A 15,150-nucleotide genomic window follows, 5' to 3' on the forward strand; every position below is an offset into this window, starting at 1 on the left:
GTACGGCTATCCGCAGCAGCCCGGCTTCGGGCCCACACCTCCGTACGGCCCGGTCCAGCCGACCGGCGCCCAGCCGCCGCCCGCGCGCCGCGGTGCCGGGTCGACCATCGCCCTCGTCGCCGTCGCGGTGCTCGTCGCCATCGGGGCGGGCGGGTCCGTCTACGCGCTCATGAACGACCGCGGCGCGGACACCACGGCCTCTCCCACCGACTCGGCCGATCCCTCCCCGGCGGACGACTCCTCCGACTCGCCTTCCCCGGAAGGCCCGCAGGACCCGTCGCCCAGCGACGACGGGCAGAACGGCGACGACGAGGGAGTCGTCCCGGACGCCTACGTGGGCACCTGGTCAGGCAGCATCGACAACGCCGCCGGCCACTCCACCCGCGAACTCGTCATCCAGCAGGGGCAGGTGGGCGACTCCGTCCTCACTCTCACCGCGGAGGGACCGCTGGACACCGGCGGCACCTACCGCTGCGTCTTCCAGGCGGATCTCGCGACGGAGCCGTCCGAAGGCGCGCCGGTCAGTATCGGTCCGTCCGCGGTGACGGAGGGCGAACCGATGACGTCCTGCACACCGGGCAGTTCCACCACGCTCACCCTGCTCCCGGACGGCACCCTGAGCCGGGTGAACACGGACTCCGGCGAGAAGCTCACGTACACCAGGTCCGACTGAAGCGATCCTGATCCCGCTGCCATCGAGCGGCAGCCCGGTTCCGGACCCTCCGTCCACCGACCCGAATATGTGCACGCGGTGTGAAGGTCATGCCATACCCTGCGACCCTGGGCCGCACCCCGCTCTCGTCTCCGGGTGTCACGCGGCCCACATTCACCGTGGGGGTAGACACATCATGCGTACACGAAGAATCTCCGCCGCGACCTCGCTCGCGGTCCTCTTCAGTTCGGTCGTGCTGGCCGGTGGTGCGGCGAACCCCGCCGCCGCCGACTCCAGCAAGTTCCTCCCTGCCGCGTCCGTCGGCGACATCGTCGCCGACGGCGTGCACAAGCGCGTGTTCATCAGCGACCCGACGGGCGGCAAGGTCCTCGTCGCCGATTACAACGGTGCGGTCGTGGGGTCGGTCCCGTCGCTCCCCGGGGTGACGGGCCTCGACCTGTCCGCCGACTCCGGCACGCTCTACGCCGCCGTACCGGGCGCCGACGCCATCGTCGCGATCGACACGGCGGCGCTCAAGGAGTCCGCCCGGTACGCCACCGGAAGCGACACGGACCCGAAGTACCCGGCGCTCGCGGGCGGCAGGCTCTGGTTCGGGTACGGCTCGGCCGGCTCGGGCCAGATCGGTTCGCTCGACCTGTCCGGCGCCGAGCCGGTCGTGAGCCTGGCCCAGGACACGAACGGCACCTGGTACGCGGCGCCGACCCTGGCCTCCGCCCCCGGCGCACCCGGCGTGCTGGCCGCCGGCATGGAGGGCCAGAGCCCGACGGAGCTGGCCACGTACGACGTTGCCTCGGGGACGGCCACGCGGACCGCGTACACCCGCACCGACGGGGGCAACATGCGCGATCTCGCGCTCAGCCCGGACGGCACCCAGGTCGTGGTGGCCAGCGGCTACCCGTACACCCACCAGGGCTACCGCACGTCGGACCTCACGCCCGGGATCGCGTACCCGTCCGACGCGTACCCCAACGCCGTCGACATCGCCCCGAACGGCATGGTCGCCGCCGGCATCGAGGGCTGGTACTCGCCCGACGTGTACGTGTACAAGCCGGGATCCACCACCAAGCCGGTGCGGACGTACGACTTCCCCAACACGGGGACCAGCAGCGGTTCGGACACCCTGGACCCGGCCGGTCTGGCCTGGGCTCCGGACGGCGGCCGGCTGTTCGCCGTCACCGTGAACAGTCTCGGTGTCCGTTCGCTGCGGGTGCTCACCGACCCCGTCAGGTCCGTGACCACGGTCACGGTCAACGCCCCGGCGAAGGCGACGCGCGGAAAGAAGCTGACGGTCACCGGCACGGCGGCGTCGAACAGCGCGTTCGCGGCGGGTGCCAGGGCGACGGTGACACGTACCGACATCGAGTCGCCCAAGGGCAAGGCACTGCCCGCCGTGGCGCTGAAGTCCAACGGCGCGTTCTCCTTCACCGACACCCCGCCCGCGGGCGGCACGGTCACCTACAAGGTCTCGTACGCGGGAGACGCCACCCACTCCGCGGGGTCGGGCAGCGACAAGGCCGCCGTCTCCCGCGCGGCCACCTCGCTGTCCCTGAACCGCAACAAGGCGCTGTACGCGTACGGCACCGACGTGTCGTTCACCGCCCACCTCGGCACGACGTACAGGAACCGCACCGTCGAACTGTGGGTGGACCCATACGGCGCGGACAAGCCGAAGAGGCTGGTGCGGACCGGCAAGGTCAACTCCAAGGGCAATCTGTCCACGACGGTCGACATGACCCGGGACACCACCGTCACCGCCGTGTTCAAGGGTGACGGCCGCTACGCGGCCAGGACGGTCGCCTCCACGGCATACGCGAAGGTGAGGGTCTCGACCTCCGTCGCCAAGCAGTACAGGACGGCCAGGATCGGCTCCACCTCGTACGCCTACTTCCACAAGAAGACCAACCCGGCCTTCACCACGACGATGAGCTACTACAAGAACCGCAAGTACCAGCTGTCCCTGGAGCTCTACTACAGGGGCAAGTGGTACGCCGCGGGCTCGCAGTACTTCAAGCTCGGCACCAACGGCAGGTCGACCGTGACGCTGACCGGGACGCACGAGACGGGCTACCGGATGCGCGTCCGTGCCTCGTACGTGAACAACACGTCCGGCGACTACGTGAACTCGACCACCCACGGCGCCTGGAAGTACTTCTACTTCACCAAGTAGCAGGGCGACGGGACACGGAACGGCTGCGGGGCCGGGCGCGGGCAGCCCGGCCCCGCAGCCATGTCCTTCCGCCCGCATGTTCTTCCGCCCGCATGTCCCTCCGCCGCATGTCCTTCCGCCCGCATGTCCCTCCGCCCCTGGGGCGAGGGCCCTACATCAGCGGCTTGACCGACATCAGCAGATGCTGGTGAGCCCCCTCCGCCGGGCCTGCCGCGTCCTCCCGTGTCGCATGCCCGGTGACCATGGCGCGCTGCCCGGGCCCCATCAGCCTGAACCTGACGACCGGGGCGTCGAAGGAGGCCAGCGCGTCCATCAGGTACGACGGGTTGAAGGCGACCGTCAGCTCATCCGTGCCCGTCAGCTCCGCCGGCAGCCGCTGGGACGCGACATCGTCCTCGTATCCGGCCTGGAGGAGCACCGAGCCGTCCCGGAAGGCGAGTTGCAGCGGGCTGTCGCCGTCCGCCACCACCGAGACCCGCTTGACCGCCTCGACCAGCGGCTCGCGCTCGGTGACGGCCACGACCGGGTCCTTCATCGCGAACAGCTTGTCGTGGCGCGGCAGACGGCCGTCCAGGAGCCGCACCGTCGTGCGCATGCCGTCCAACTCGAAACCGGCCGAGCCGCCGTCCAGCGCGAGGCTGACCAGGCCCGCCCGGCCGAAGGAGCGGGCGATCTCCGTGAGTCTGCGGGACGGGACGACGACATCCGCCGAGACGTCCGCCACCGCGGGCTTCCACGCGAGCCGGCGGACCGCGAAGCGGTACCGGTCCGTGGCCGCCAGGGTCATCCGGTCCCCGTCGAGCCCCACCCGGATCCCGGTCAGCGTCGGCAGGGTGTCGTCCCTGCCCGTGGCCACCGCCACATCGGCGACGGCCGCCGCGAACTCCTGTCCGTCCACCGCCCCGAGCACATCGGGCAGCGGCGGCAGCGCCGGGTAGTCGTCGAGCGGCAGGACCGACAGACCGAAGCCGGCACCGCTGCCCGTCACCGTGAACCGGGAACCCTCGACCGCGCACTCCACCGCCCCCTCGGGCAGCACCCGGCACACGTCCAGCAGCCGGCGGCCCATGACCAGCACCTTGCCGGGCCGTACGGTCTCGGCCGATACGTCGATGCGGGCGGACGCCTCGTAGTCGAGTCCGGAGATGCGGAGCCTGCCGTCCGCCGCTTCCAGGAGCAGTCCGCCCAGCACGGGGACGGGCGATCTCGTCGGCAGCACCCGGGCCGCCCAGGCCACGGCATCCGCGAGCTCGCCCCGTTCGATCCGGAACTCCATGGTGGTGACCTCTCCTCGCGCGCCGGCTGTCTCCGGTCTCCGACGCTAAGGGGCACCACTGACAACGCAACGAAAAGGCGGCTGCGGCCGACGACAGCGGCCACCCCCGTGAGCCGATGCCGTCGTCCCCCGTGCCTTTCCCCCGAAAGGCCCGCAACCGCGTTCGGACTCTAGGTCGCGGGGCAGGCGAGGGAAAGGTTCAGTTCGCACGGTGTGACCGGGCAGAGGTATCAGTTCGCACAGCCGAACCGGTACGCTGCACTCCGATTTCTGGCGGGAGTATGGGCATCGAGAACGGGGACGGGAGCGTCGCAGGAGTGCACGCGCGGAGGCGGGCCGACGACGTCATTCGGATGCACGGACTTGCCCGGTCGGGCGGCTCCCAGGAGCTGCTGCACTGGGTGTCGGGGCGTGCGGACGGCTGGGCGGGACTGCTCGGCGGTGACGGCACCGTTCTCCATGGCGTCGCCCGGGCCCCCGGCTCCTCGGCCGTCGGATCGTCGGCCATCGCGGCGGAGGGCGCCCGGGAGCTGACCGCGCTCGGTGCCCGCTCCCTCTCCTTCGACCGGGACGGCCGCACCGCTCTGTTCTACTCGCTGGACGCGCCGCCGGACGTTCCCGCGCCGGTGCTCGCCGTGGTCGGCCGGCGTCCGCTGCCGGAGGGTCTGTCCACGCTCCTCGCCGACGCGGCCCTGCCGCTTGCCCTGTGCTGGGCGGCCGAGACCGTCGAGCGCAAGCGCCGTCGCGTGGACCTGGCGGAGTCCCGCGGCCGGGAAGCGGTGCTGCATCTGCTGATGACCGGCCAGTTGTCGATCGCGCACCAGGTCGCCGGAGCCCTGAAGCCCAGCCTGCCGGACCCGGTCCGGGTCTGCGTCGTCGAGTGCGCGGGCCGCGACCGGGACGAGGTGGCCCGCATCTGTGCGGACCTCTCGGGCGGGCGGTCCTGGATCGTGCGGTGCCCGGTGTACGCACGCCATCTGATCCTCATCGTGCCCGCACGCCCCGGACAGGCGGACGGGCGGCTCGGCCCGCAGGTCGCCTCGGTGGTGGACGACTGCGTCGTCGGCATCAGCGAGGACCTGACGCTGGCCGACACGGCGACCGCGTACCGCCAGGCGTTCCACGCGCTCGCCGTCGCACGCGGGCTGCCGGAGCGCCACGCCCACTTCGGCTCGGCTCCCGAACTCGCCCTGGTGACCGGTGCGGAGGGCGCCCGCTGGGCGGACGCGCTGCTGGCGCCGCTGCTCGCCCATGTGCCGCGCCGCGGCCAGGATCCGGGCAGCCAGGAACTCGCGGCGACCCTCGCCTCCTGGCTGGCGTTCTCCTCGCACGCGACCGAGCACCTGAAGATCCACCGCAACACACTGGCCGCACGGCTGCGGCTGATCGGCGAGCTGCTGGGCATGGACCTGAACAAGGTCGCCGACCAGTCCGCGCTCGACCTGGCCCTGTGCATCCGCGCCACGCCGGCCCTGCCGAGGCCCGCGCCCCGGCAGGCGGGAGCCGCCTCGGAGGCCGTGCGCTCGCTGGACGGGATCCTGCGCCTGCCGGCGGTCCGTGCCTGGGCGGTGCAGCAGTTGCAGCCGCTCGGCGCCCCAGTAGCCGGCGGCTCCGCGGATCCGCACACCACCCTGCGTACCTGGCTGGAGCACGAGGCCCAACTCGGCCCGGCCGCCGCGGCACTGCGCATCTCCGTGCCCGGCGTGCGCAAGCGGCTGACCCGGCTGGAGACCGTGCTCCAGCGCTCGCTCCTGCGGACCCCGAGCGCCCGCTACGACCTGTGGCTGGCGTTCCGGGCGCTGGATCTCACCGGTCCCGGATGACCGGAACGGGGGTGCGCCGGGCCGTCGGGCCCGGCGCACCCCCCGTTCCCGGGGAGTTCAGCCGGTCAGCAGCTGAGGTTCGATCCGGCCGTGGTGCCGAGGATCTGCACGAAGGCCTGGTACTTGTCGATGCGGCTCTGGACCTGGGCGGGGTTGCCGCCGTTGCACTCCAGGGAGCCGTTGATGGAGCGGATCGTCTCGCCGAATCCGGCGCCGTTCACCATGGCGTTGTGGGCCGTCATGGTGCCGGGGCCGTTCTGGGTGTTCCAGTACCAGAGGCCGGTCTTCCAGGCCACGGAGGCGTTCTGCTCGACCAGGTAGGGGTTGCCCAGCAGGTCGATGCCGAGTGCGTCCCCGGCGGCCTTGTAGTTGAAGTTCCAGCTGAGCTGGATCGGACCGCGCCCGTAGTACGCGGCCTGGCCCGCGGGACAGCCGTAGGACTGGCTGGTGTCGCAGTAGTGCGGGTAGTTGGCCGTGTTCTGCTCGACCACGTACACCAGGCCGCCCGTCTCATGGCTGACGTTGGCGAGGAAGGCGGCGGCCTCCTGCTTCTTCACCGTGTCGCTGCCGGTGTTGGCGAAGCCCGGGTAGGCGCTCAGCGCGGCGGTCAGACCGCTGTACGTGTAGAAGGAATTGCGCCCCGGGAACATCTGGTTGAACTGCGCCTCGCTGACGACGAAACCGTCGGACGAGCCCGGGTCACCGGGGTCCGTGCCGCCGCCTCCGCAACTGCCCTGGTCGGCCCAGACGTCGGAGCTGCCGGGCTTCTCGTTCTGGGTCCACCACTTGGCGGTCCAGTTGTGCCCGTTGTACGAGGCGGCGCCGCCGCCCGTATAGACGGAGGAGGAGTTCCAGGCAGCCGCGCACGCGGCCGCCGAGGCGGTGGTGGCGGGGAGGATGACGACCGTCGCGACGACCGCGACCAGCGCGGCGAGCAGGCCCATGATGCGTTTGATCATGTGATCACTCCTTCGGCGCGGCGCACCGAGCTCATCGGTGCGCCGCCATGGGGGGTGCCGACACTCAAGCGGTCATGGTCTGGACCTGTCAAGGTCTAGACCATGGTGGGGAATCCTTCCCGACGCACCCCTCACCCGCCCCCCCGACCGGGAGCCCTTCCCGAAACGATCCCTCAACAGCACTGATTCCGGAGGCAGTCGGTCCGGATCACGGACCGGAACGCCGACGCGCCCGAAGGCAAAACCTTCGGGCGCGTCCACCATGCGGGACACCGGACAGGCCGGCCGCTCAGCCCCGCCCCACCTGATCCACCCTCAACACGTGAGGCCGGAACCAGGACGGGTGTCGATGATGTCCGTGATCCGCTCGTACTTGGCGACCCGCGCCCGCACGGACGCGGGGTTGCCGCCGTCGCATTCCAGCGCCCCGTTGAGCGACCTGATCGTCTCGCCGAAGCCCGCGCCGCCGACCATGGCGTCGTGCGAGGTCATGGTGCCGGGACCGTTCTGGGTGTTCCAGTACCAGAGCGCGGTCTGCCAGGCGACGGACGGATCCTGCTCCACCAGCCATGGATTGTTCAGCAGATCGAGGCCGAGCGCGTCGCCGGCCGCCTTGTAGTTGAAGTTCCAGCTGAACATGATCGGTCCGCGCCCGTAGTAGGCGGACCGACCGGCCGGGCAGCCGAACACCTGGCTGTAGTCGCACTTGATCCAGTAGTTGGCCTCGTTGATCTCCTTCACGTACTGGAGGCCGACCGATTCGAAGTCGGCGTGCGTCAGGAAGGCGGCGGCCTCCCGGCTCCGCATCGCCTCGGTCCCGGTGTTCGCGAAGCGCGGGTAGGCGTGCAGGGCGTCGATCAGGCCCTGGTACGTGTAGAAGGGGTCGCGGTCCGGGAAGATCTCGTCGAACTCCGCCTCACTGATGACGAAGTCGGAGACCCCGCCCGTACAGGCCCCGCGGTCGGACCAGACCGTGGTGGCGCCCGGGTTCTCGTCGCGCGTCCACCACTTCGCCGTCCAGTTGCGGCCGTGATGGGCGACGGTGCCACCGGCCGCGTAGGCGGTCGAGGAGTTCCAGAGGGGCGCGCACGCGGCCGGGTCGACGGGAACGACACCCACGGGAACGGCATTCGCGGGGGCGGCGTGCGCGGGAACGGGGAGGAAGACCGCCGTCGCGACGACGGCACTCAGTGCGGTCAGAAGGCTCCTGATGCGGTTCAAGCGCTGCTCACTCCTTCGGCAGGGCGCCCGAACAGGCTCCGCATGCCGTCCGGACACCCCGACACCCAACCCCGATTGGTCTGGACCTGTCAAGGTCTGGACCAATCGCCACCTGTCCGAACGGCGGGCGAACACCTGGCGACGGGACCCGGTACTCACCGCCACCCGCACCCCACGCCCCATACGGTGACCCGCACTCGTACAGACGTCCGGCAGCCGAGGGGGAACGGGCCGTGGAGTGGTTCAGCGCCGAGAACATCGTGGCCGTGCTCACCGCGGTGCTGGGTGTCCTCGCCTCCGTGGGCGTGCTCTGGTACGAGCGCCGCGTACCCCGCCGCAAACGCATCGGCTACCGCGTCCAGATGGACACGCCGATCGGCAGTGACGTCAGCCAGGCGCGGGCCAACGTGCGGCTCGGCCTGTTCGACGAGACCCCGGACATGGCCGACGCCACCCTCGTCCTGCTCCGCGTCGAGAACGACGGATCGCAGTCCATCGACCGCGGCGACTACACCGGACCGGACGGACAACTCCACGGTCTCGTGGTCGAGTTCACCGACCGGCGGGTGCGCGGCATCGCCGTCACCCACTCCCCGGGCGCCGACCACCTCATGGACCACTTCACCCCGTCCGAAGGACTCCGCGGCAGCGGGTCCCTGATCCGGCTGCCCCGCGTCCCGCTCAACCGGGGCGAACACTTCAAACTCCTGGTCCTGCTCACCGGTTCACGCGTCGGCAGCCCCGTCCGCGTCACCGGCGGCATCCGGGACGGCGAGGTCAGGACGAACACCGCCGCCCGCCCGGACGAGAAGCCCCCGCTGTTCGGCCGGGCCGCCCGGTTCATCACCGTGGCCCTGACCGTCTGCGTCATCACGCTGGCCTCCATCATCCTGGTGCGGGACGACACCCCGCCCCCAATCGGCTGCGCCCGCGGCGAGCTGACCGTGACCGGTTCCACCGCCTTCAAGCCCGTCCTGGACGAGCTGGCGGAGAAGTACGGCAAGGCCTGCGACGGGGCCACCGTCACCGTGGACCCGCACGGCAGCACCGCCGGGATAAGGGAACTGGCCGAACGGGGCGCCGCGGCCGGGAAGTCCGGCTCGCCCGCCCTCGTGGCCCTCTCCGACGGCCCGAAGCCGAGCGGCTTCCCGCAACTGCGTGAGAACCGCGTCGCCGTCTCGCTCTTCCGCCTGGTCGTCAACGACAAGGTCCCGCTGAAGAACCTCGGCCGGGACGCGATCCGCGGCATCTACCGCGGCGACATCCGCAACTGGAAGCAGCTCGGCGGCCCGGACCTGCCCGTCCTGCTGGTCAGCCGGGACGCCAACTCCGGTACGCGCGAGGTCTTCCAGCGCCGCGTCCTGAGCCGCAACGAACCCGCCCAGTCCTCCCGCGACTGCACCACGAAGGACGACCCGGAGGCCCTCGTCATCCGCTGCGAACTCGACTCCACCGACCAGGTCCTGACCGAGGTCGGCCGGCTCGACGGGGCGATCGGCTACAGCGAAATGCGTACGGGGACCAAACCTGCCGGGGCGCACCAGATCGCCATCGACGGCGCCGCCCCGTCCGTCGACACGATCGGCACCAGCACCTACCCGTACCGGGAGATCGAGTACGCGTACACGTACGGCAGCCCGCCCGCCGACTCGCTGGCCTCCAGCTTCCTCTCCTACCTCAGCCGGGGCAGCGGCCAGGACGTCATCCGCACCCACGGCCACCTGCCGTGCGCGACTCCGGAGGGGCTGCGGATCTGCGGGGAGGACTGAGCCCGGACATGCCGGAGGGCCGGGGCAAATGGCGCCGCCCCGGCCCTCCTCCGCTCCGGTATGCCTACAGGAACGAGTTGATCTCGATGGTCTCGGTGCGGCCGGGGCCGACACCGATCGCGGAGATCGGGGCGCCGGACATGTCCTCCAGCGCCTTCACGTACGCCTGGGCGTTCTTCGGCAGGTCGCCGAAGGTCTTCGCCTTGGTGATGTCCTCGGACCAGCCCGGCAGCATCTCGTAGATCGGCTTCGCGTGGTGGAAGTCGGTCTGGTTGTACGGGAGCTCCTCGACGCGCTTGCCGTCGATCTCGTACGCCACACACACCGGGATCTGCTCCCAGCCGGTCAGCACGTCCAGCTTGGTGAGGAAGAAGTCGGTCAGGCCGTTGACCCGGGTCGCGTACCGCGCGATCGGGGCGTCGAACCAGCCGCAGCGGCGGTCACGACCGGTGGTGACACCGCGCTCGCCACCGATCCGGCGCAGCGCCTCGCCGTCCTCGTCGAGCAGCTCGGTCGGGAACGGACCGGCGCCGACACGCGTCGTATAGGCCTTGAGGATGCCGATGACCCGGCTGATCTTCGTCGGGCCCACGCCGGAACCGGTGCAGGCGCCGCCCGCGGTCGGGTTCGACGAGGTGACGAAGGGGTACGTGCCGTGGTCGACGTCGAGCAGCGTGCCCTGACCGCCCTCGAAGAGGACGACCTTGCCCTCGTCGATGGCGTTGTTCAGGATCAGCGTCGTGTCGGCGACGAAGGGCCTGATCTGCTCCGCGTACTGGAGCATGTCCTCGACGACCTTGCCGGCCTCGATGGCGCGCCGGTTGAAGACCTTGGCCAGAAGCTGGTTCTTCTGCTCCAGGGCCGCCTCGACCTTCTGCTCCAGGATCGACTCGTCGTAGAGGTCCTGGACGCGGATGCCGACCCGGTTGATCTTGTCCGCGTACGTCGGGCCGATACCGCGCCCGGTCGTACCGATCTTGCGCTTGCCGAGGAACCGTTCCGTCACCTTGTCGACCGTGACGTTGTACGGGGTGATCAAATGAGCGTTGCCGCTGATCAGCAGCTTGGACGTGTCCACGCCGCGGTCGTTCAGCCCACTCAGCTCGGAGAGCAGGACCGCAGGGTCGACGACGACACCGTTACCGATGACCGGGGTACACCCCGGTGACAGGATTCCGGAGGGGAGGAGATGAAGTGCGTACTTCTGGTCACCGACGACCACCGTGTGGCCGGCATTGTTGCCGCCTTGGTAGCGCACCACATAGTCCACGGATCCACCGAGGAGGTCGGTGGCCTTTCCCTTGCCCTCGTCACCCCACTGAGCACCGAGCAGCACAAGTGCGGGCACAGGCGTACACCCCTTCCGGGCGGGGCATGTCCAAGGTCAGGGGGCGTACGTAAACGCCGTACATGCCGTACGACGTTGTACGACAAGGCCTGAACCGTCGAACCGGGTGCCCCGGAATAGACGAAGCCCCTGGCGCAATAGCGCAAGGGGCTCTTGCACCAAGATGCTACCCGAGGAAGGACCGAGGTGTCGGCTGCCCAGCCCCCCGGTAACGGTGCGCCCCATCTGCTGGTGGTGATCGATCCGGTCGCCCGCCGCACGGACGGTGAGTCCGTCCGGATCGCAAAAGACGTGTTGAGCGCCGGTTCGCACGCCAAGATCTGCCTCCCGGACGGGCCCGAGGAGTTCGCCCGGGCCCTGGCCCGGCGCGGTGCCCGCAGGCCGGTGGTGATCGGCGACGACCGGGCGCTGCGGCGTGCGGTGGCCCTCCTCCACCGGGAGCGAGAACCGGCCATGAGCGCCCTCGCGCTCATCCCGGTCGGGGCCGCGGCGGCGCTGGAACTCGCGCACTCGCTCGGCGTGCCGATGGGTGCGGTGGCGGCGGCGCGCACCGCACTGGACGGCGCGGTGCGCCGACTGGACCTGCTGGTCGACGACAGCGACGGCGTCGTCCTCGACGCGCTGCGGATCCCGGCCCTGACCGGCGCACCGGGCACGCAGCCGGACCGTACGGGCGTCACCGCGGTCTGGGACACCTGCCGCTCCCTGGTCCGCACGCTGGTGCGCCCCGCCCCCTCGGCCCCGGCCGGCCCGCCTGCCACACACCGGCTGCGCGTCGAGGCGGACGGCATCGTGCTGAACGATCTGGGCCGCCCGGTCGAGTCGGTGACGCTGACCTCGGGCTGCGGCGACGGAATGGCCGAGGTCACGATCCACGCGCCGGGCGGCGACCCGATGACCACGGAGGCCAAGGCCGTCACGGTCTCCGGCGCGGACTTCCGCTACCGGGCGGACATACAGGTGGCCGGACCGGTACGGACCCGGACGTGGACGGTACGGGCGGGGGCCTGGGGACTGATGCTGCCGGTAGCGGAGGGATGACCTCCGCTCGTGGGGCGGAGCCGGTTGCTTCCGCCGCCGGGGCGGCGGAAGGCTACGGGTGCCCGCTTCGGTATCGGTCCGGCCTCGGGGGTGGCCGGCGCCGTCAGGCGTCCCGTGAGCCCTCGGCCGTCGGCAGGTCCAGGGTCTTCCGGTGCTCCTCCCAGCGATCCATCATCGCGCCCAGCTCCGACTGCATGAACTCGAAGAACGCCGCCGTCTCGGCGATCCGGGCGCCTGCGGGGGTGTGCTCCCCGAGCGTGCGGGCGCCGTCCCTGAGGGTGTTCTCCCATCGGGTGAGCACCCGGTCGCGGCTTGCGAAGGTGGTGTACCAGATCTCGTTGTGCAGCCGGTAGCGGTCGCGGCGCGAGCCCGGGTCCCGCTCGCGGCCGACCATGCTGACCTGGGTGAGGTAGTTGATCGCGCCGGACACGGCGGCGGGGCTGATCTGCAGGGCCAGGGCGAGCTCGGCCGAGGTCATGGAGGCGTCGTCGTCGGCGAGCAGTGCGGCGAAGACGCGGGACGCCATCCGCTGCATCCCCGCCTCGGTCATCTCCGACGCGAACCGCTCGACGAACCGCGCGACCGCCTCGGCATCCCTGTCCTCGCGCCCCTGGGCGGCGGCACCACTCGCCTCGCGTGTGTCCGCGGTTTCGCTGCTCATCAACCCCTCGTCCCTCCCACGTCGTCGGGCCCTTGTCACCCGTACTGAGTTTATACGCTTCCTTAACTTCACAAGTTTGTGAAAGTAGCGTACGTTCAAAATCATGACGAAGGCAATCACCGTGGCCGGACTGCACAAGTCGTTCGGCCGGACGCACGCGCTGGACGGGCTCGACCTGGCCGTCGAGTCCGGTGAGGTGCACGGCTTCCTCGGGCCGAACGGATCGGGGAAGTCCACCACCATCCGGGTCCTGCTGGGACTGCTGCGGGCCGATTCCGGCGCCGCCCAACTGCTCGGCCGCGACCCCTGGCACGACGCGGTGGAGCTGCACCGGCGCGTGGCATACGTCCCCGGGGACGTCACGCTGTGGCGCAACCTCTCGGGCGGCGAGGTGATCGATCTGTACGGGCGGCTGCGCGGAGGCCTCGACGGCACCCGGCGCGCGGACCTCGTCGAGCGGTTCGAGCTCGACCCGACGAAGAAGGGGCGGACGTACTCGAAGGGCAACCGGCAGAAGGTGGCCCTGATCGCCGCGTTCGCCTCCGATGTGGACCTGCTGATCCTGGACGAGCCGACCAGCGGGCTCGACCCCCTGATGGAGGAGGTCTTCCAGAGCTGCGTCACCGAAGCACGCGACCGCGGGCGGACGGTGCTGCTCTCCAGCCACATCCTCAGCGAGGTCGAGTCCCTCTGCGACCGCGTCAGCATCATCCGGGCGGGCCGGACGGTGGAGACCGGCACACTGGCCGGCATGCGCCATCTGACACGGACGAACATCACCGCCGAGCTGGTGGACGCCCCCGACGGCCTGGCGCGGCTGCCCGGGGTCCACGACCTCGATGTCCGGGGGCATCAGGTCTCGCTCCGGGTCGACACGGACAAGCTGGACGCCGTCCTCAAGTCGCTCTCCGCATCCGGGGTACGGTCCCTGACCAGTACACCGCCCACCCTGGAGGAGCTCTTCCTCCGGCACTACACGGCGGCCCCGGAGCAGAGCACGCGACAGGGCGCCGGTCAGGGCGCGGGGGTGTCGGCGCGATGACTGCCGTGACCATGACCGCGACGGGCCGCACGGGGCGCCGGACGGGGACCGCGCAGCTCGCGGGGACCTGGCCCCTGCTGCGGCTCGCCCTGCGGCGCGACCGCATCATCATGCCGGTCTGGGTGCTCGTGCTCGGCGGGTCCTTCTCGTCCGTCGGGCAGTCCATCGCCTCGCTCTACGGGACGGCCGCACAACGCGCCGAGCTCGCCGCTTCGATGAACGGCAACAGCTCGTTGCGCGCGATGTACGGGCCCGTGTTCGGCGACTCCGTGGGCGCGCTCGTCAGCTGGCGCATGATCGCCTTCGGCGCCGCGCTGGCGGCGGTCATGAGCCTGGTCGTCGTCGTGCGCCATACCCGGGAGGAAGAGGAGACCGGCCGTCAGGAGATGCTCTCCTCCGCCATGGTGGGGCGCCGGGCGCCGCTCACCGCCGCGCTGCTGGCCGCCCTGATCGCCAACGCCGCACTGGGGCTGGTGATCGTGGCGGGGATGACCGCGTCGGGCGCGGGCGGTGCCGGTGCGGTCGCGCTCGCCTCAGCCGTCGCGGGTGTCGGTGCGCTGTTCGCGTGCACCGCCGCGATCGCCGCACAGTTCACCGAGAGCGCGCGGCTCGCGAAGGGGCTGACGGCTGCGGTCATCGGTGCCGCCTTCGTCCTGAAGGCGGCGGGCGACTCGGCGAGGGACGACGGCTCGTCCGTCCTCACGTGGCTCTCCCCACTCGGCTGGGCAGAGAACGTCCGGCCGTACGCGGACGAGCGGTGGTGGGTGCTTCTCGTGACGGCCGGCGCCGTGGCCGTGCAGTGCGCCGTGGCGTACGCGCTGACCGGGCGCCGCGATGTCGGCATGAGCTTCCTCGCCACGCGGCCGGGGCCCGCCCGGGGCCGGATCTCCACCGCCCTGGGCCTCGCGGTGCGCCTCCAGCGCGGCGCGCTCCTGGGGTGGACGGTGTCCTTCGCCGCGGTCGGCGTCGTCTTCGGCGGGCTGACCGGCGGCGCGGCGGATCTCGTCGGGGACAACGAGAAGACGAAGGAGATCTTCGAGCGGATGGGCGGCCAGTCCGGCCTGACCGACGCGTTCCTCGCCTCGATGGTCTCCGTACTCGGCACGGTGGCAGCGCTGTACATCGTCTCCTCGGTGCTGCGGCTGCACGGCGAGGAGACGATGTACAGCG

Annotated in this window: 11 protein-coding genes and 1 pseudogene; 7 read left to right on the top strand and 5 right to left on the bottom strand. The window is 70.9% G+C overall.

Features of this window, described 5'->3' with window-relative positions:
- Window positions 1-673 (top strand): annotated as a pseudogene (locus tag JGS39_RS32910) (serine/threonine-protein kinase); the annotation flags it as partial.
- 175 nt (window positions 674-848) lie between these two features.
- Window positions 849-2,840: a YncE family protein gene (locus JGS39_RS32915; RefSeq protein ID WP_219573423.1), complete on the top strand. Its 1,992-nt coding sequence runs from the start codon at window positions 849-851 to the stop codon at window positions 2,838-2,840.
- A 151-nt stretch (window positions 2,841-2,991) separates the two neighbouring features.
- Here JGS39_RS32915 and dnaN read toward each other — a convergent pair whose 3' ends face one another.
- Window positions 2,992-4,116, bottom strand: a complete 1,125-nt coding sequence (dnaN, locus tag JGS39_RS32920) for a DNA polymerase III subunit beta (RefSeq protein ID WP_219573424.1) — start codon at window positions 4,114-4,116, stop codon at window positions 2,992-2,994.
- A gap of 353 nt (window positions 4,117-4,469) precedes the next feature.
- Between dnaN and JGS39_RS32925 the strand changes: the two genes are divergently transcribed.
- Entirely contained in the window at window positions 4,470-5,939 is a 1,470-nt protein-coding gene (locus JGS39_RS32925; RefSeq protein ID WP_219573425.1) for a helix-turn-helix domain-containing protein, read from the top strand.
- Between the two features lie 65 nt (window positions 5,940-6,004).
- Here JGS39_RS32925 and JGS39_RS32930 read toward each other — a convergent pair whose 3' ends face one another.
- Together JGS39_RS32930 and JGS39_RS32935 are read right to left on the bottom strand one after the other, a co-directional pair.
- A complete protein-coding gene (locus tag JGS39_RS32930) occupies window positions 6,005-6,898 on the bottom strand; it encodes a glycoside hydrolase family 19 protein (protein ID WP_219573426.1) in 894 nt (297 codons plus the stop codon).
- Between the two features lie 315 nt (window positions 6,899-7,213).
- A complete protein-coding gene (locus tag JGS39_RS32935) occupies window positions 7,214-8,119 on the bottom strand; it encodes a glycoside hydrolase family 19 protein (RefSeq protein WP_219573427.1) in 906 nt (301 codons plus the stop codon).
- Window positions 8,120-8,352: 233 nt separating this feature from the next.
- Here JGS39_RS32935 and JGS39_RS32940 point away from each other — a divergent pair, with 233 nt between their 5' ends.
- Window positions 8,353-9,888, top strand: coding sequence for a substrate-binding domain-containing protein (locus JGS39_RS32940; RefSeq protein ID WP_219573428.1), 1,536 nt, complete (start codon window positions 8,353-8,355; stop codon window positions 9,886-9,888).
- A gap of 64 nt (window positions 9,889-9,952) precedes the next feature.
- Here the strand turns inward: JGS39_RS32940 and JGS39_RS32945 are convergent, their stop codons facing one another.
- Window positions 9,953-11,236, bottom strand: coding sequence for an adenylosuccinate synthase (locus JGS39_RS32945; protein ID WP_219573429.1), 1,284 nt, complete (start codon window positions 11,234-11,236; stop codon window positions 9,953-9,955).
- 186 nt (window positions 11,237-11,422) lie between these two features.
- Here JGS39_RS32945 and JGS39_RS32950 point away from each other — a divergent pair, with 186 nt between their 5' ends.
- Window positions 11,423-12,277: a diacylglycerol kinase family protein gene (locus JGS39_RS32950; protein ID WP_219573430.1), complete on the top strand. Its 855-nt coding sequence runs from the start codon at window positions 11,423-11,425 to the stop codon at window positions 12,275-12,277.
- A 103-nt stretch (window positions 12,278-12,380) separates the two neighbouring features.
- Here JGS39_RS32950 and JGS39_RS32955 read toward each other — a convergent pair whose 3' ends face one another.
- Window positions 12,381-12,938 carry a GbsR/MarR family transcriptional regulator gene (locus JGS39_RS32955; protein ID WP_219573431.1) on the bottom strand — a complete coding sequence of 186 codons (558 nt, stop codon included), beginning with the start codon at window positions 12,936-12,938 and terminating at the stop codon, window positions 12,381-12,383.
- A 103-nt stretch (window positions 12,939-13,041) separates the two neighbouring features.
- Between JGS39_RS32955 and JGS39_RS32960 the strand changes: the two genes are divergently transcribed.
- Window positions 13,042-13,980, top strand: coding sequence for an ABC transporter ATP-binding protein (locus JGS39_RS32960; RefSeq protein WP_219573432.1), 939 nt, complete (start codon window positions 13,042-13,044; stop codon window positions 13,978-13,980).
- Window positions 13,977-15,150, top strand: a 1,174-nt coding sequence (locus tag JGS39_RS32965; RefSeq protein WP_219573433.1) for an ABC transporter permease, incomplete at its 3' end; no start/stop codon positions are given. The genes JGS39_RS32960 and JGS39_RS32965, both read left to right, overlap by 4 nt.

It is taken from the genome of Streptomyces poriferorum (assembly GCF_019399235.1).
GTDB classification, from domain to species: domain Bacteria; phylum Actinomycetota; class Actinomycetes; order Streptomycetales; family Streptomycetaceae; genus Streptomyces; species Streptomyces poriferorum.

Bases quoted from the DNA above. Each gene is read 5' to 3' on its own strand.
- JGS39_RS32930 (WP_219573426.1), bottom strand. From the start codon at position 6,898: ATGATCAAACGCATCATGGGCCTGCTCGCCGCGCTGGTCGCGGTCGTC.
- JGS39_RS32955 (WP_219573431.1), bottom strand. From the start codon at position 12,938: ATGAGCAGCGAAACCGCGGACACACGCGAGGCGAGTGGTGCCGCCGCC.
- dnaN (WP_219573424.1), bottom strand. From the start codon at position 4,116: ATGGAGTTCCGGATCGAACGGGGCGAGCTCGCGGATGCCGTGGCCTGG.
- JGS39_RS32960 (WP_219573432.1), top strand. From the start codon at position 13,042: ATGACGAAGGCAATCACCGTGGCCGGACTGCACAAGTCGTTCGGCCGG.
- JGS39_RS32915 (WP_219573423.1), top strand. From the start codon at position 849: ATGCGTACACGAAGAATCTCCGCCGCGACCTCGCTCGCGGTCCTCTTC.
- JGS39_RS32925 (WP_219573425.1), top strand. From the start codon at position 4,470: ATGCACGGACTTGCCCGGTCGGGCGGCTCCCAGGAGCTGCTGCACTGG.